This window comes from Streptomyces sp. NPDC107522 (genome assembly GCF_055657525.1).
Genome location: NZ_JBVKAU010000010.1, coordinates 25,862 through 39,229 on the forward strand (window position 1 = coordinate 25,862; position 13,368 = coordinate 39,229).

16 protein-coding genes, 1 tRNA gene and 1 riboswitch are annotated in these 13,368 nt (G+C 68.8%); of the genes, 10 read left to right on the forward strand and 7 right to left on the reverse strand.

Annotated elements, in window-relative coordinates:
- Position 1: 1 nt before the first annotated feature.
- The gene (locus tag ACZ7L6_RS28340; protein WP_471928651.1) at positions 2-466 is read right to left on the reverse strand and encodes a type II toxin-antitoxin system PemK/MazF family toxin; all 465 of its coding nucleotides are present in this window, start codon (positions 464-466) and stop codon (positions 2-4) included.
- A 35-nt stretch (positions 467-501) separates the two neighbouring features.
- On the reverse strand, positions 502-783 hold the full coding sequence (locus tag ACZ7L6_RS28345; RefSeq protein WP_433041074.1) for a hypothetical protein: 282 nt from the start codon (positions 781-783) through the stop codon (positions 502-504).
- A 269-nt stretch (positions 784-1,052) separates the two neighbouring features.
- Between ACZ7L6_RS28345 and ACZ7L6_RS28350 the strand changes: the two genes are divergently transcribed.
- Positions 1,053-1,805, forward strand: a complete 753-nt coding sequence (locus tag ACZ7L6_RS28350) for an MBL fold metallo-hydrolase (RefSeq protein ID WP_471928653.1) — start codon at positions 1,053-1,055, stop codon at positions 1,803-1,805.
- A 115-nt stretch (positions 1,806-1,920) separates the two neighbouring features.
- On the opposite strand, the gene ACZ7L6_RS28355 is transcribed toward ACZ7L6_RS28350, so the two are convergent.
- A complete protein-coding gene (locus tag ACZ7L6_RS28355; RefSeq protein ID WP_471928655.1) occupies positions 1,921-3,186 on the reverse strand; it encodes a PTS transporter subunit EIIC in 1,266 nt (421 codons plus the stop codon).
- Positions 3,187-3,355: 169 nt separating this feature from the next.
- Positions 3,356-4,645, reverse strand: a complete 1,290-nt coding sequence (locus ACZ7L6_RS28360) for a PTS transporter subunit EIIC (RefSeq protein WP_471928657.1) — start codon at positions 4,643-4,645, stop codon at positions 3,356-3,358.
- Positions 4,646-4,771: 126 nt separating this feature from the next.
- On the opposite strand from ACZ7L6_RS28360, the gene ACZ7L6_RS28365 reads away from it, so the two are divergent.
- From ACZ7L6_RS28365 to rdgB, 4 genes are all read left to right on the forward strand, one after another.
- Positions 4,772-5,005, forward strand: coding sequence for a PTS sugar transporter subunit IIB (locus ACZ7L6_RS28365; RefSeq protein WP_471928659.1), 234 nt, complete (start codon positions 4,772-4,774; stop codon positions 5,003-5,005).
- Between the two features lie 93 nt (positions 5,006-5,098).
- Positions 5,099-5,836, forward strand: coding sequence for a ribonuclease PH (gene rph / locus ACZ7L6_RS28370; RefSeq protein WP_471929053.1), 738 nt, complete (start codon positions 5,099-5,101; stop codon positions 5,834-5,836).
- A 148-nt stretch (positions 5,837-5,984) separates the two neighbouring features.
- Entirely contained in the window at positions 5,985-6,389 is a 405-nt protein-coding gene (locus ACZ7L6_RS28375; protein WP_471928661.1) for a hypothetical protein, read from the forward strand.
- A gap of 159 nt (positions 6,390-6,548) precedes the next feature.
- The gene (gene rdgB / locus ACZ7L6_RS28380) at positions 6,549-7,151 is read left to right on the forward strand and encodes an RdgB/HAM1 family non-canonical purine NTP pyrophosphatase (protein WP_471928663.1); all 603 of its coding nucleotides are present in this window, start codon (positions 6,549-6,551) and stop codon (positions 7,149-7,151) included.
- 10 nt (positions 7,152-7,161) lie between these two features.
- Here the strand turns inward: rdgB and ACZ7L6_RS28385 are convergent.
- A tRNA-Leu gene (locus tag ACZ7L6_RS28385) sits at positions 7,162-7,248 on the reverse strand.
- Between the two features lie 39 nt (positions 7,249-7,287).
- Positions 7,288-7,755 carry a thioredoxin-dependent thiol peroxidase gene (gene bcp / locus ACZ7L6_RS28390; RefSeq protein WP_471928665.1) on the reverse strand — a complete coding sequence of 156 codons (468 nt, stop codon included), beginning with the start codon at positions 7,753-7,755 and terminating at the stop codon, positions 7,288-7,290.
- A 95-nt stretch (positions 7,756-7,850) separates the two neighbouring features.
- On the opposite strand from bcp, the gene ACZ7L6_RS28395 reads away from it, so the two are divergent.
- The 3 genes from ACZ7L6_RS28395 to ACZ7L6_RS28405 all read left to right on the forward strand — a co-directional run bounded on the left by ACZ7L6_RS28395 (position 7,851) and on the right by ACZ7L6_RS28405 (position 9,063).
- The gene (locus ACZ7L6_RS28395; RefSeq protein ID WP_471928667.1) at positions 7,851-8,180 is read left to right on the forward strand and encodes a DUF3618 domain-containing protein; all 330 of its coding nucleotides are present in this window, start codon (positions 7,851-7,853) and stop codon (positions 8,178-8,180) included.
- A gap of 55 nt (positions 8,181-8,235) precedes the next feature.
- On the forward strand, positions 8,236-8,592 hold the full coding sequence (locus ACZ7L6_RS28400; RefSeq protein WP_471928669.1) for a GroES family chaperonin: 357 nt from the start codon (positions 8,236-8,238) through the stop codon (positions 8,590-8,592).
- Positions 8,593-8,646: 54 nt separating this feature from the next.
- Positions 8,647-8,709: riboswitch (guanidine-III (ykkC-III) riboswitch) on the forward strand.
- 33 nt (positions 8,710-8,742) lie between these two features.
- On the forward strand, positions 8,743-9,063 hold the full coding sequence (locus ACZ7L6_RS28405; protein ID WP_471928671.1) for a DMT family transporter: 321 nt from the start codon (positions 8,743-8,745) through the stop codon (positions 9,061-9,063).
- Positions 9,064-9,076: 13 nt separating this feature from the next.
- On the opposite strand, the gene ACZ7L6_RS28410 is transcribed toward ACZ7L6_RS28405, so the two are convergent.
- Entirely contained in the window at positions 9,077-11,464 is a 2,388-nt protein-coding gene (locus tag ACZ7L6_RS28410) for a transglycosylase domain-containing protein (RefSeq protein ID WP_471928673.1), read from the reverse strand.
- A 246-nt stretch (positions 11,465-11,710) separates the two neighbouring features.
- Between ACZ7L6_RS28410 and ACZ7L6_RS28415 the strand changes: the two genes are divergently transcribed.
- Together ACZ7L6_RS28415 and ACZ7L6_RS28420 are read left to right on the forward strand one after the other, a co-directional pair.
- Positions 11,711-12,511 (forward strand): ABC transporter permease, encoded by an 801-nt coding sequence (locus ACZ7L6_RS28415; protein WP_471929055.1) that lies wholly within the window; start codon positions 11,711-11,713, stop codon positions 12,509-12,511.
- A 91-nt stretch (positions 12,512-12,602) separates the two neighbouring features.
- Positions 12,603-13,367: an ABC transporter permease gene (locus ACZ7L6_RS28420; protein WP_471929057.1), complete on the forward strand. Its 765-nt coding sequence runs from the start codon at positions 12,603-12,605 to the stop codon at positions 13,365-13,367.
- Position 13,368 lies beyond the last annotated feature (1 nt).

Genomic DNA, 13,368 nt, shown 5'->3' on the forward strand with positions numbered 1-13,368 from the left:
CTCAGGTCGACAGGTGACGGACCTGGTCCCACACGACCGGGTCCATCACCCCGACCCGCCGCCGGAACTCCCACACCGGTACGTCCCGCAGTTCCCCCGTCTCCAGGAAGCTCGCCCGCCCCCGGGTGTCCCCGACCGAGCCCGGCGGCAACGGAATCACCCCGCGCCGCTCGTCGCGGTACTTGCTGGTGATCTTCGCGACGGTGACCTGCTGCCCGCGCACCGCGAGCACCAGACACGGCCGGTCCTTCGCCCCCGGCCCGTCCTCGTACGGCACCCGCGCCCACCAGATCTCCGCAGGCTCCGGGCGAGCCGAAGCGGGCCCGTGCGCCCGCCCCCGAGGCCGCCCCGGCGGCCGCGTCCGCCGCCCCTGGGGACGCCGTCCGCGCCCCCACCCGTCCACGAGCGTGGCGACGAGCGCGAGCAGTACCACCGCGGCGAGCGCCAGCCACCATGACGTGTCCATGGGATGACGTTACCGGCGTCCCATCCCCGCGCGCCTTACGGGACCAGGGAGTTGTACAGCTCGGTCACATGGCTCTCGAACGGGGGCGCTCCGAGCTCCTTCGCGGCCGGGACGACCGACCCCTCCAGAAAGCGCCGGAAGTCCTCCTCCGACTCCCATACGTCGATGACCTGCCACCCTCCCCCCTCGCGCGGCGCCGCGTAGTGGGCGACCATCCCAGCAGGGGGACTCGTACGGTCCGGGATCACCCGGTCGAAGGTTGCCTGGTAGAGCTCCTCGGTCCACTCGGCGCTCTGGTTGACGACCAACACGGCCATATCCGGATCCCTTCACAGGAGGCGACAGCTGTTTCCGACGTTACGTCCACTTTTGTGGGGTAGCGAGCGGAGATGGCCGGACACCGAACACCTGGACAGAGTCGGCAGCCGAACGGCTGACACCACAGGTGAGTTCGCCCACAACAGCCCTTGGCGGAGGAGCGACCGGAGGTTTTGCGCCTTACGCTCGACAAACCGCACGACCCCCGACGCCCCATTCCCGATCTTCTGGATTCTCTGGATTTCCAGCCAGCGGAGGTTTCTGTTTCATGAAGCTCACCGTCGTCGGCTGCTCGGGGTCGTTCCCGTCCGCGGAATCGGCCTGCTCGAGCTACCTCGTCGAGGCCGACGGCTTCCGGCTGCTCCTCGACATGGGCAACGGCGCCCTGGGCGAGCTGCAGCGCCACTGCGGTCTCTACGACCTCGACGCGATCTTCCTCAGCCACCTGCACGCCGACCACTGCATCGACATGTGCGCGTACTTCGTGGCGCGCTACTACCGGCACGACGGCGGCCGCTGCGACCCGATCCCGGTCTACGGACCCGAGGGCACGGAACAGCGCCTGACCACCGCGTACGCCGACACCCCCACCGCCTCGTCCATGAGCGAGGTCTTCGACTTCCACACGGTCAAGCCGTCCACCTTCGAGATCGGCCCGTTCCTCGTGCACACGGAACGCGTGGCCCACCCGGTGGAGGCGTACGGCATCCGGATCGAGCACGGCGGGAAGACCCTGACCTACTCCGGCGACACGGGCATCAGCACGGCCCTGGACGAACTGGCCCGCGACGCCGACCTGTTCCTGTGCGAGGCCGCCTTCACGCACGGCAAGGAGAACATCCCCGACCTGCACCTCAACGGCCGCGAGGCGGGCCAGACGGCCGCCCGCGCGGGAGCGAGGCGCCTGGTGCTGACCCACATCCCGCCGTGGACCGACCCCCAGGTCAACCTGGCCGACGCGCGCGAGGTCTACGACGGTCCGGTGGAGCTCGCGGCGCCGAGGCAGACGTACGAGATCTAGCCGGTCGGTCTCGGAACGGCCCGTACGGGGTTCAGGCCCGTATGCGCGACCACGACAAGGCCCCGGAACCTTCCCGGTTCCGGGGCCTTCGTCGGTCTGTTGCCGGTCCGCCGGCCTACTTCGCCTCCGCCTTCTGGAGTTCGGCGAGTTCCTCGTCGGACTCGCGGCCCGGCGTCGGCAGGTTGAACTTGGTGATCGCGAACCGGAAGATCACGTAGTAGACCGCGGCGAAGCACAGGCCCACCAGGGCCAGGCCCCACGGGTTGGTCGCGATGCCCAGGTTCAGGCCGAAGTCGACCGCGCCGGCCGAGAAGCCGAAGCCGTCCCTCATCCCCAGGGCCCAGGTCAGCGCCATCGAGACACCGGTGAGTACGGCGTGGATGGCGTACAGGACGGGTGCGATGAACATGAAGGTGAACTCGATCGGCTCGGTGACACCGGTGACGAACGAGGTCAGCGCGAGGGAGAACATCATGCCGCCGACGACCTTGCGGCGCTCGGGACGGGCGCAGTGGACGATGGCGAGGCAGGCGGCGGGCAGCGCGAACATCATGATCGGGAAGAAGCCGGTCATGAACTGGCCCGCCGTCGGGTCACCGGCCAGGAACCGGGCTATGTCGCCGCTCTTGCCCTCGTACTCACCGGCCTGGAACCAGGGGAAGGAGTTCAGCAGGTGGTGCATGCCGATCGGGATCAGCGCACGGTTGGCGACACCGAAGATGCCGGCGCCGACGGCCCCGGAGCCGACCAGCCACTCACCGACGTTGTGCAGACCCGTGCCGAGGACCGGCCAGATGTAGCCGAAGACGATGCCGATGACCAGGCCCGCGAAGGCGGAGACGATCGGAACCAGGCGGCGGCCGCCGAAGAAGCCCGCCCAGTCCGGGAGCTTCGTGCGGTAGAGGCGCTGGTAGAGGAGGGCGACGACGATGCCCATGACCACGCCGCCGAGGACCTTGGCGTCCACCGGGGCGTCGACCATCACGACCTTGCCGTCGACGGCCTTCGCCACCTGCGGCAGGTTCTTGTCGGTGAACGTGGCCAGCACGTTCTTGAAGACCAGGTAGCCGACCACGGCCGCCAGGGCCGTCGAGCCGTCCGACTTCTTGGCGAAGCCGATCGCGATGCCCACGGCGAACAGCAGCGCCATGTTGTCGAGGATCGCGTTGCCGCCGGCCGCCATGAAGCCCGCGATCTTGGTGAGGAACGCGGGGTAGGACGGGTCGCCCAGCATGTCGGTGTTGCCGAAGCGCACCAGGAGGGCGGCGGCGGGCAGGACCGCCACCGGCAGCATCAGGCTGCGGCCGATACGCTGCAGAACAGCCATCGCACCGGCGCCCTTCTTCTTGTCGGCCGCGGGAGCGGCGCTGGCCGTGGTCACAACTTCCTCCATGGGGCAAGGCGCCGCCCGGCAGTGGGGAGGGGACGGCAGCGTCTCTGGTCTAAACCACTCAGTGGTGTAGACCTGTTGTAGCACGATGAAGGCGAGATAAGGAACCCGCGATTCCCGGGGATTTTCCGGACCGGTTTCGGGACGTTCTCAGCTCTTTTCAGAGCTTTGTGACGTCCTCGACCTCTTCCTCCGGCTCTCTACCCGGCGTCTTGAGATCGAACTTGATGATCGCGAAGCGGAAGATCGCGTAATAGACGACGGCGAAACCCAGGCCGATCGGGATGATCGCCCAGGGTTTGGTGGCCAGGTTCCAGTTGATGACGTAGTCGATCAGTCCGGCCGAGAAGCTGAAGCCGTCGTGCACGCCCAGCCCCCAGGTCACCGCCATCGAGACGCCCGTCAGCAGGGCGTGCACCACGTACAGCAGCGGGGCGATGAACAGGAACGAGTACTCGATCGGCTCGGTGATGCCGGTGACGAAGGACGTCAGCGCCACCGACAGCATCAGACCGCCGACCTCCTTGCGGCGGGCCGGCCTCGCGCAGTGCGTGATGGCGAGGGCCGCGGCCGGCAGGGCGAACATCATGATCGGGAAGAAGCCCGACGTGAACTGCCCGGCGTCCGGGTCGCCCGCGAGGAACATGTTGATGTCGCCGTGCACCACCTCACCGTCCGGCGTCGTGTAGCTGCCGAACTGGAACCAGATGGGCACGTTGAGGAACTGGTGGAGCCCGACGACCAGCAGCGCGCGGTTGGCGACGCCGAACACACCCGCGCCCCAGGAGCCGAGATCGCTCATCCAGTCGCTGAAGTTCTCCAGCGCGTCACCGATCGGCGGCCAGACCCACAGGCACAGCACCGCGAACACGATCGCCACGAACGCCATGATGATCGGGACGAGCCGCCGCCCGTTGAAGAAGCCGAGCCAGTCCACCAGCCTCGTCCGGTGGTAGCGCTGCCAGAAGAAGGCCGCGAGCAGGCCGATCATGATGCCGCCGAAGACACCCGGGTTCTGGTACTCGTACGCGCTCACCGCCCCTTCGGCCGCGGCGCACCCGATGTCGGGGATCTCCTTCGTCCCCTGCGGACAGTCCTCCGGGAACTCGCGCAGCACGCTGTAGTAGACGAGGAACCCCACCACCGCCGCCAGCGCCGTCGAACCGTCCGCCTTCTTCGCCATGCCGATGGCCACGCCGACGCAGAACAGCAACGGCAGCCCGAGCGAGCCGTCGAGCAGCGCACCGCCCGCGCCGTCCATCACCTTCGAGACGTTGTCCCAGCCCAGACCGTCGTCGCCGAACACATCGGGCTGACCGAGGCGGTTGAGGATGCCCGCGGCCGGCAGGACGGCGATGGGAAGCTGGAGGCTGCGACCCATCTTCTGCAGGCCCTGGAACGCGCGCTGCCGGCGCGCCCGGGCAGGGCTCACCTCACTGCCGGAGCTCATGGGTTGGCGACCGCCTGTCGTGTGGTGTAGACCAGTTACGGACGATTGGTTGCTGTGACGTCATCTTTCGGTACGCACGACCCAATCGCTCGCGAAGTTGGGCCAACAGTGCGTGAGGAGACCGACATGGCCAGCAAGGCAGAGAAGATCGTCGCCGGGCTCGGCGGCATCGACAACATCGAGGAGATCGAGGGCTGTATCACCCGGCTCCGCACCGAGGTCACCGACGCCTCGCTGGTCGACGAGTCCGCCCTGAAGGCCGCCGGCGCCCACGGCGTCGTGAAGATGGGCACCGCCATCCAGGTCGTCATCGGCACCGACGCCGACCCGATCGCGGCGGAGATCGAAGACATGATGTGAGCCTCCGAGCTCACCGAAGGGGCCGCTTCCCACCGCGGGAGCGGCCCCTTCCGTATCTGCGGCTAGGCTCTCGCCATGGCAGCTACGTCCTCAATTCCTCGATTCGACGGCCGCACCCCCGAACAGCTCCGCCCGGTCACCATCGAACGCGCCTGGAGCAAGCACGCAGAGGGCTCCGTCCTCGTCTCCTTCGGTGACACGAAGGTCCTGTGCACCGCCTCCTTCACCGAAGGGGTCCCGCGCTGGCGCAAGGGCAGCGGCGAGGGCTGGGTCACCGCGGAGTACGCCATGCTGCCCCGCGCCACCAACACCCGCGGCGAACGCGAGTCCGTGCGCGGCAAGATCGGCGGCCGTACGCACGAGATCAGCCGCCTCATCGGCCGCTCCCTGCGCGCCGTCATCGACTACAAGGCGCTCGGCGAGAACACCGTCGTCCTCGACTGCGACGTCCTCCAGGCCGACGGCGGGACGCGTACGGCGGCCATCACCGGCGCCTACGTCGCCCTCGCGGACGCCGTCTCCTGGGCCCAGGGCAAGAAGCTGATCAAGCCCGGCCGCAAGCCGCTCACCGGCACGGTCAGCGCCGTCTCCGTCGGCATCGTCGGCGGCGTCCCGCTCCTCGACCTCTGCTACGAGGAGGACGTGAAGGCCGAGACCGACATGAACGTCGTCTGCACCGGCGACGGCCGCTTCGTCGAGGTCCAGGGCACCGCCGAGGCCGAGCCCTTCGCCCGCGAGGAGCTCAACTCCCTGCTGGACCTTGCGGTTTCCGGCTGCGGGGAGCTGGCGGAACTGCAGCGCAAGGCGCTTGATACCGTCCTCGAAAAGTAAAGGGCGCACCAAGAAGAGCCGCAGTCGCGCGCAACCTCGCCGCGCTTCCCGGCGTCACTAGGGGTACGGGCGTACGGCACACCGCTGTACGCCCGGCCAGTGCACAACGGGGGGCCTGCGAGGCCTGAGCAGGGAGGGAACGTCAACCATGGCCACGAGCCGACGCCGCCGGAGCCGTATCGCCATAGCCGCCGCAGCCATCGCGGCGGTCGGACTGACGGCCGGGCTGACCACCGGCTGCGATGCCGTCAGCAAGGCGATGGACTGCGTCCAGACCGCCGACGCGATCGCCGACAGCGTGACGGAACTGCAGCAGGCCGTGGAGAACGCGTCCAACGACCCGACCCAGCTCGAGGAGTCCCTGACCTCCATCGACAGCAACCTCGACAAGATCGGCGACAAGACGGACAACGCCGACGTCAACAAGGCGGTCGATGACCTTCAGCAGGCGGTCACGAATGTCCGTGACGCGGTGAAGAACGGCGACGAGACCCCCGACATCAGCCCCGTCACCGAGGCGGCGGGTGAGCTGACCAAGGTCTGCACGCCGTAACGCTGCGCCGGCTGGGCGGGTGCTACTCGTCTGCCGGGTTCCGGTGGTGGGTGGCTGCGGGCTGAATGTGGCTGGTCGCGCCCACGCGGCGGAGCCGCACATCGACACAGCCCCGCGCCCCTGAAGGGGCGCCTCTGGCGCCCCTGGATACTGGTCCTCATGACCCGCCTCATCCTCGCCACCCGTAACCCCGGAAAGATCACCGAGCTCAGGGCGATCCTCGCCGACGCAGGGCTGTCGCACGACCTCGTCGGCGCGGACGCCTACCCGGCGATCCCCGACGTCAAGGAAACCGGCGTCACCTTTGCCGAGAACGCGCTGCTCAAGGCGCATGCCCTCGCGCAGGCCACCGGGCTGCCCGCCGTCGCCGACGACTCCGGGCTGTGCGTCGACGTTCTCAACGGCGCCCCCGGCATCTTCTCGGCCCGCTGGGCGGGCAAGCACGGTGACGACAAGGCCAACTTGGACCTGCTGCTGGCCCAGCTCTCCGACATCGACGACGTCCACCGGGGCGCCCACTTCGCGTGTGCGGCGGCGCTCGCGCTGCCGGACGGGACGGAGCGGGTGGTCGAGGGGCAGTTGCGGGGTACTCTGCGGCACGCCCCCGTGGGCACGAACGGCTTCGGGTACGACCCGATCCTCCAGCCCGAGGGCGAGACGCGGACGTGTGCCGAGCTGAGCCCCGAGGAGAAGAACGCGATCAGCCACCGCGGCAAGGCGTTCCGGGCGCTGGTACCGGTCGTGCGGGAACTGCTCGGCTGACGCCGAACTCTGGTGCGGCCGGAGGGACTCGAACCCTCACGGGTGTTACCCCACTGGGACCTAAACCCAGCGTGACTGCCAATTCCACCACGGCCGCGTGACCTTGCCCGGCCATGCTACTGGCCGGGCGGGGTGATCAGATGCCCAGGTCCTTGATGATCTTGGCCACGTGTCCGGTCGCCCGCACGTTGTACAGGGCCCGCTCGACCTTGCCGTCCTCGTCCACGATCACCGTGGAGCGGATGACGCCCATGTACGTCTTGCCGTAGTTCTTCTTCTCGCCGTACGCCCCGTACGCCTCGGTGACGGACTTCTCCGGGTCGGCGAGCAGCGTGACCTTCAGGGACTCCTTCTCGCGGAACTTGGCGAGCTTCTCCGGCTGGTCGGGGGAGATGCCGATCACGTCGTAGCCGGCGCCGGCCAGCAGCTCCAGGTTGTCCGTGAAGTCGCAGGCCTGCTTGGTGCAGCCGGGCGTCAGGGCGGCCGGGTAGAAGTAGACGATGACCTTGCGGCCCTTGCGGTCCGACAGGGACACCTCGTTGCCGTCGGCGTCGGGCAGGGTGAAGGCGGGGGCCACGTCCCCCGGCTGGAGTCGCTCGCTCATCGGACCAGCGTAACCGGGGAGCCTGACGGTGCGGTCCGGCGTGGAGCTGACAGACTGTCCGCAAACAGCATCAGCTTCACTTCGGAGGCCGTACGGTGGCGGACACGTCGGACACCAGAACACCGGCGCAGATCGAGGCGGACATCAAGCGCCGTCGCGCAACTCTGGCCGAGACGCTCGACGAGATCGGGGTGCGGGTGCACCCGAAGACGATCGTCGGCGACGCCAAGGCCAAGGTCGTCTCGAACATCGACCACACGCTCGGACGGGCCTATGTCGAGGTCAACCGGGCCGTGAGCGATGTCAAGGCCAAGTTCACCGACGAGGAGGGCGCGCCCCGCATCGAGCGGATCGTGCCCGTGGCGCTCGTCGCCGTCGGTCTCGTCGGCCTGCTGGCGCTCGGCACCCGGCGCCGCAAGGGCTGAGTGACGGCGGACCCGGCGGCGTACGAACGCGGTAAAGGCAGGTAGGTTCAAAGGCGTGAGCGCCAACAGAAACGAGCACAGCACCCAGCACGACAAGCTGCCCATCCGGATGCTGCACGACCGAGTCCTCGTGCGGCAGGACACGAACGAGGGTGAGCGGCGTTCCGGTGGCGGCATCCTCATCCCCGCCACGGCGGCCGTCGGCCGGCGGCTGGCCTGGGCGGAGGTCGTCGCGGTGGGGCAGAACGTACGGACCGTGGAGCCCGGTGACCGGGTGCTGTACGACCCGGAGGACCGCGCCGAGGTCGAGGTGCGCGGGGTCGCGTATGTGCTGATGCGCGAGCGCGATCTGCACGCCGTGGCCGCCGACAGGTTCGAGGGGTCTGAGGACTCGACCGGCCTCTACCTCTGAACGACGGTTCGAAAGGGCTGGTGACCCTTGTCACCGGCCCTTTTCGTGGTTCTTTGCTACCTTTGCAAGGAACCCGACGAGACGCGCCGTACCGGGTGAAGGCAAAGACGACGCACCGACAGGTTTCCGTCTTTGCGAAAGGTGCTCGTCATGGCCTGGGCCCTGCTCGTCGTCGCCGGTGTGCTGGAAGTCGGCTGGTCGATCGGCATGAAGTACACCAACGGCTTCACCCGCCCCGTCCCCAGCCTGCTCACCGGCGCCGGCATCGTCGCCAGCATGCTGCTGCTGTCGTACGCCGCGAAATCCCTGCCCATCGGTACCGCCTACGGCGTGTGGGTGGGGATCGGCGCGGCCGGCGCGGCGGTGGTCGGCATGGCGGTGCTGGGGGAGCCGGTCACCGCCGCGCGGATCTTCTTCGTCTGTCTGCTGCTGGTCGCCGTGGTGGGACTGAAGGCGACCAGCGGGCATTGACCCGGCCCGCCGCTCACTCGTTGAGGACCAGGCTCTGCTGCCCGCCCCCGGATCCCGTCGTCGCCCCGCCTCCGGTGTCCGTCCCGCCGGTCGAGCCGTCGCCGCCCGTACTGCCCCCGTCGGTGGTGCCCCCGGTGTCGGTGCCGCCGTCCGTGGTCGTGCCCCCGTCGGAGGTGCCGCCGGAGTCGGGGTCGCCCGTGGTGCCGCCGTCGGTGGTCGTGCCCCCGTCGGTGGTGCCGCCGGTGTCGGTGTCGCCCGTGGTGCCGCCGTCCGTCTGGCCCGGCGTCTCGCCGCCGGTCTGGCCCTCGGTGTCCTGGCCGGGAGTGGTGCTGGGTTCCCCGGTGGCGCCGCCGTTGTCCTGGCCGCGGGTGCTGTCGCCCTGGGTGGGATCGGTCGTCGGGTACTGGGGGACGTCCGCGCCTTCCTGGAGCTCCAGGTCGAAGTCCTTGGCCGGCTTGCCCTTCAGGGCCGCCTTGGTGAACTGGGCCCAGATCGCGGTGGGCGGTCCGCTGCCGTTCATGCGGCTCTCGCCCAGCGCGCCGTACAGGGACTTGTGGTGGGCCGTGACCGGGTCCTGGCCCATGACGGCGACGACCGTGGCGAGGTCGGGGGTGTACCCGGCGAACCAGGCGGCCTGGTCCTCCTCCGCGGTGCCGGTCTTGCCCGCCGCCGGGCGGCCGACGGCCTGGGCGGGAGTGCCGGTGCCGTTCTCGACGACGCTCTTCAGGATCGACGTGGTGGTGTCGGCGGCCTCGCGGCTGACCACCTGGGACGTCTTGCGCTCCGGGATCTCGATGACGTCGGCGCCGTCCTTGGTGATCTTCTCGATCATGGTGTACGTGCCGTGCTTGCCGTGGTTGGCGAGCGTCGCGTAGGCCTCCGCCATGTCGAGGACGCTGGCGTGGGCCACGCCGAGCGCGATGGACGGGACGCCCTGGAGCTCGGGGGTGTCGGTGGGCAGGCCCAGCTCGACCGCGGTGTCCTTCACCTTCTCGGGGCCCACGTCCACGGCCATCTGCGCGTACACCGAGTTCACGGACTTGTCGGTGGCCGTGCGGACGCTGATGTCGCCGTAGGAGTACCCGTCCTCGTTCTCGGGGTCGTAGGTCCCGCCGCTCCAGCCCTGCACGGGGCGCTTGTTGGTGCCGTCGTAGATCGTGTTCGGGGTGATCGGGCGGCCGTCCTGCGTTGTGGAGTCGTTCTCCACGGCCGAGGTGAACACGAACGGCTTGAACGTGGAGCCGACCTGGAAGTCCCGGCGAGTGGCGTTCGGGGTGTACTGCTTGACGTAGTCGATGCCGTTGTACATCGCGACGACCTTGCCGGTCTTCGGGTCGACGGAGGCGCCGCCCGCGCGGACGTACTTGTCGACCTTGTTGTTCTTCGGGTCCAACTTGGAGATCAGCTGGTCGTTGACGGCGTCGACGAACGCGTCCTGCTTGTCCTTCTGCAGGGTGGTGGTGATGCGGTAGCCGCCGGCCTTGAGATCGTCCTCGGTGGCGATCTTGTTCTTGATCAGGTAGTCCTGCACGATCCGCACGATGTAACCGCGCTGCCCGGACAGGTTGGTGGAGGTGGTGGCCTCCTTGGGCATCGGGAACTTCATGCCCTCCCGCTTGCTCTCGGAGAGCCAGCCCTTGGTCACCATGCCGTCCAGGACGTAGTTCCAACGGGCCACGGCCGCGGCCTTGTTCTCCGGGTGGGCGACGACGTCGTACTCGCTGGGCGCGTTGACCAGCGCGGCCAGATAGGCGGCGCGGGCCGGGTCGAGGTCCGCCGCGTCCTTGCCGTAGTAGGCCTGGGCGGCGGCCTGGATGCCGTAGGCGTTGCGGCCGAAGAAGCTGGTGTTGAGGTAGCCCTCGAGGATCTCGTCCTTGCTCTTCTCGCGGTCCAGCTTGATCGCGATGAAGAACTCCTTCGCCTTGCGGGTGACGGTCTGGTCCTGACGCAGGTAGTAGTTCTTCACGTACTGCTGGGTGATCGTGGAGCCGGACTGCTTGCCCTTGCCGGTGGCCGTGTTCCACGCGGCGCGCAGCATCGCCTTGGGGTCGACGGCGGACTCCGTGTAGAAGTCGCGGTCCTCGGCGGCCAGGATGGCGTGCTGGGCGGGCTTGGAGATCTGCGAGAGCGTGACGTTCTCCCGGTTGACCTCCCCGTCGCGGGCGATCACCGAACCGTCCGCGTACATGTAGACGTTGGCCTGCTTGGTGGCGAGCGCGTTGGCCGGCGGGATCTTGACGAGCGAGTAGCCGAGGAAGAACAGCCCGAAGAGCAGCAGCGTGCCGATGACGAAGGTGCTCAGCACCATCCGCCAGGTCGGGATGATCCGTCGCCAGCCCGTCCGTTTCGGCCGCCCCGGTTTCCGGGTCGGCTGCTGTGGCGGCTGCTGCTCGTCGCTCATGTCGTGCACGGACTCCTGTTTCGCGTCGTACGTTCCTGTACGCCTCGTACGCCTACTGCGCCCCCATTGAAGACTCTCGCACCGGGTGTTCCGTTCCCGGAAACCGGCGCGTGTCTGCGGAAAGTGAGCAGGCTCTCGCTCCGGGCAATCGGCGCGGGCGGCCTCGAAATTGGCTGGCAGCTCCAGTCTCGCGCGCACTAGGCTCCTGCGCTTCGGTGCCGGGCGCGGGCGAGGAGGGCTGTGGATGTGGGCTCCGGGCGGTTGTACGTGGCCGTCGCGGCGGGCGGGTTCAGACGGTACGCGACTTATCGGGCGGCGACGGCGGCCGGGGTGTTCACCAACACCGTCTTCGGCGTGATCCTGGTCTACACGTATCTGGCGCTGTGGGACGAGAGGCCGCACCTCGGGGGGTACGACCAGGCGCAGGCGGTCACCTATGTGTGGCTGGGGCAGGCCCTGTACTCGACGCTGGCCATCCAGGGCGGCGGGGTCGAGAAGGACCTGATGGGCCGCATCCGAACGGGTGAGATCGCGATCGACCTGTACCGGCCTGCCGACCTCCAACTGTGGTGGCTGGCGAGCGACTTGGGGCGCGCGCTGTTCCAGATGCTGGGGCGGGGAGTGATCCCGTTCGTGTTCGGCGCGCTGGTCTTCCCGATGGCGCTGCCCGGCGCGGTCACCACCTGGGCGGCGTTCCTGGTCGCCCTGCTGCTGGCGATGGTCGTCAGCTTCGCCATCCGCTACCTGGTCGCCCTGAGCGTGTTCTGGCTCATGGACGGCCAAGGCGTCTCGCAGGCCCTGATGGTCACGGGCATCTTCTTCTCGGGCATGACCCTGCCGCTGAACGCCTTCCCGGGCACGCTCGGCGACATCGTCCAGACGCTGCCCTGGGCGGCGCAGCTCCAGATGCCCGCGGACGTGCTGATGGGCGAGACCGACCCGCTCGGGGCGTACGCCTTCCAGGCGGCGTGGGCGGTGGTCCTGCTGGCGGCCGGGCGGCTCGTGCAGTCGTCGGCGACGCGGCGGGTGGTGGTGCAGGGTGGCTGAGACTGAGACGTCCCTTGTGTCCGGGGCGGCCGAGACCTCCCGCGCGTCCCGGCTGGGTGAGGGCGTTCGGGCCTACCGGCTGGTCGCCGGGATGTGGATCCGGTCGACCATGACCTACCGCACCTCGTTCGTCGTCACGGTCATCGGCAACCTGCTGCTGACCGGCCTCGACTTTGCCGCGATCCTGCTGATGTTCTCGCAGGTCGACTCGCTGGGCGGCTGGTCGCTGCCCGAAGTCGCCTTCCTGTACGGCCTGTCGGCGACCGCGTTCGGCCTCGCCGACCTGACGTTCGGCTCGATGGACGTCCTCGGCACCCGGATGCGCGACGGCTCCTTCGACACGCTGCTCGTCCGGCCCGCCCCGGTGCTGGCCCAGGTCGCCGCCGACCACTTCGCGCTGCGGCGCCTCGGCAGGATCACCCAGGGCACGCTGGTGCTGGGCTGGGGAATGCTGGCCGTCGACGTCGACTGGACCGTGGCGAAGGCGCTGCTGGTGCCGCTGATGCTGGTCAGCGGCGGGGTGATCTTCTGCGCGCTGTTCACGGCCGGCGCGTCCTTCCAGTTCGTGGCGCAGGACGCCGCCGAGGTGCAGAACGCGTTCACGTACGGCGGCAACACGCTGCTGCAGTACCCGCCGACGGTGTTCGGGAAGGACCTGGTGCGCGGCGTGACGTTCGTACTGCCGCTCGCCTTCGTCAACTGGGTGCCCGCCGCCTACGTGTTGGAGCGGCCGTACCCGGTCTGGCTGCCGCACTGGGCGGCCTTCATGCCGCCGCTGGTGGCGGTGGTGTGCTGTGCGCTGGCCGGGGTGGCGTGGCGGGCCGGTCTGCGGTCGTATCGGAGTACGGGGAGTTAGG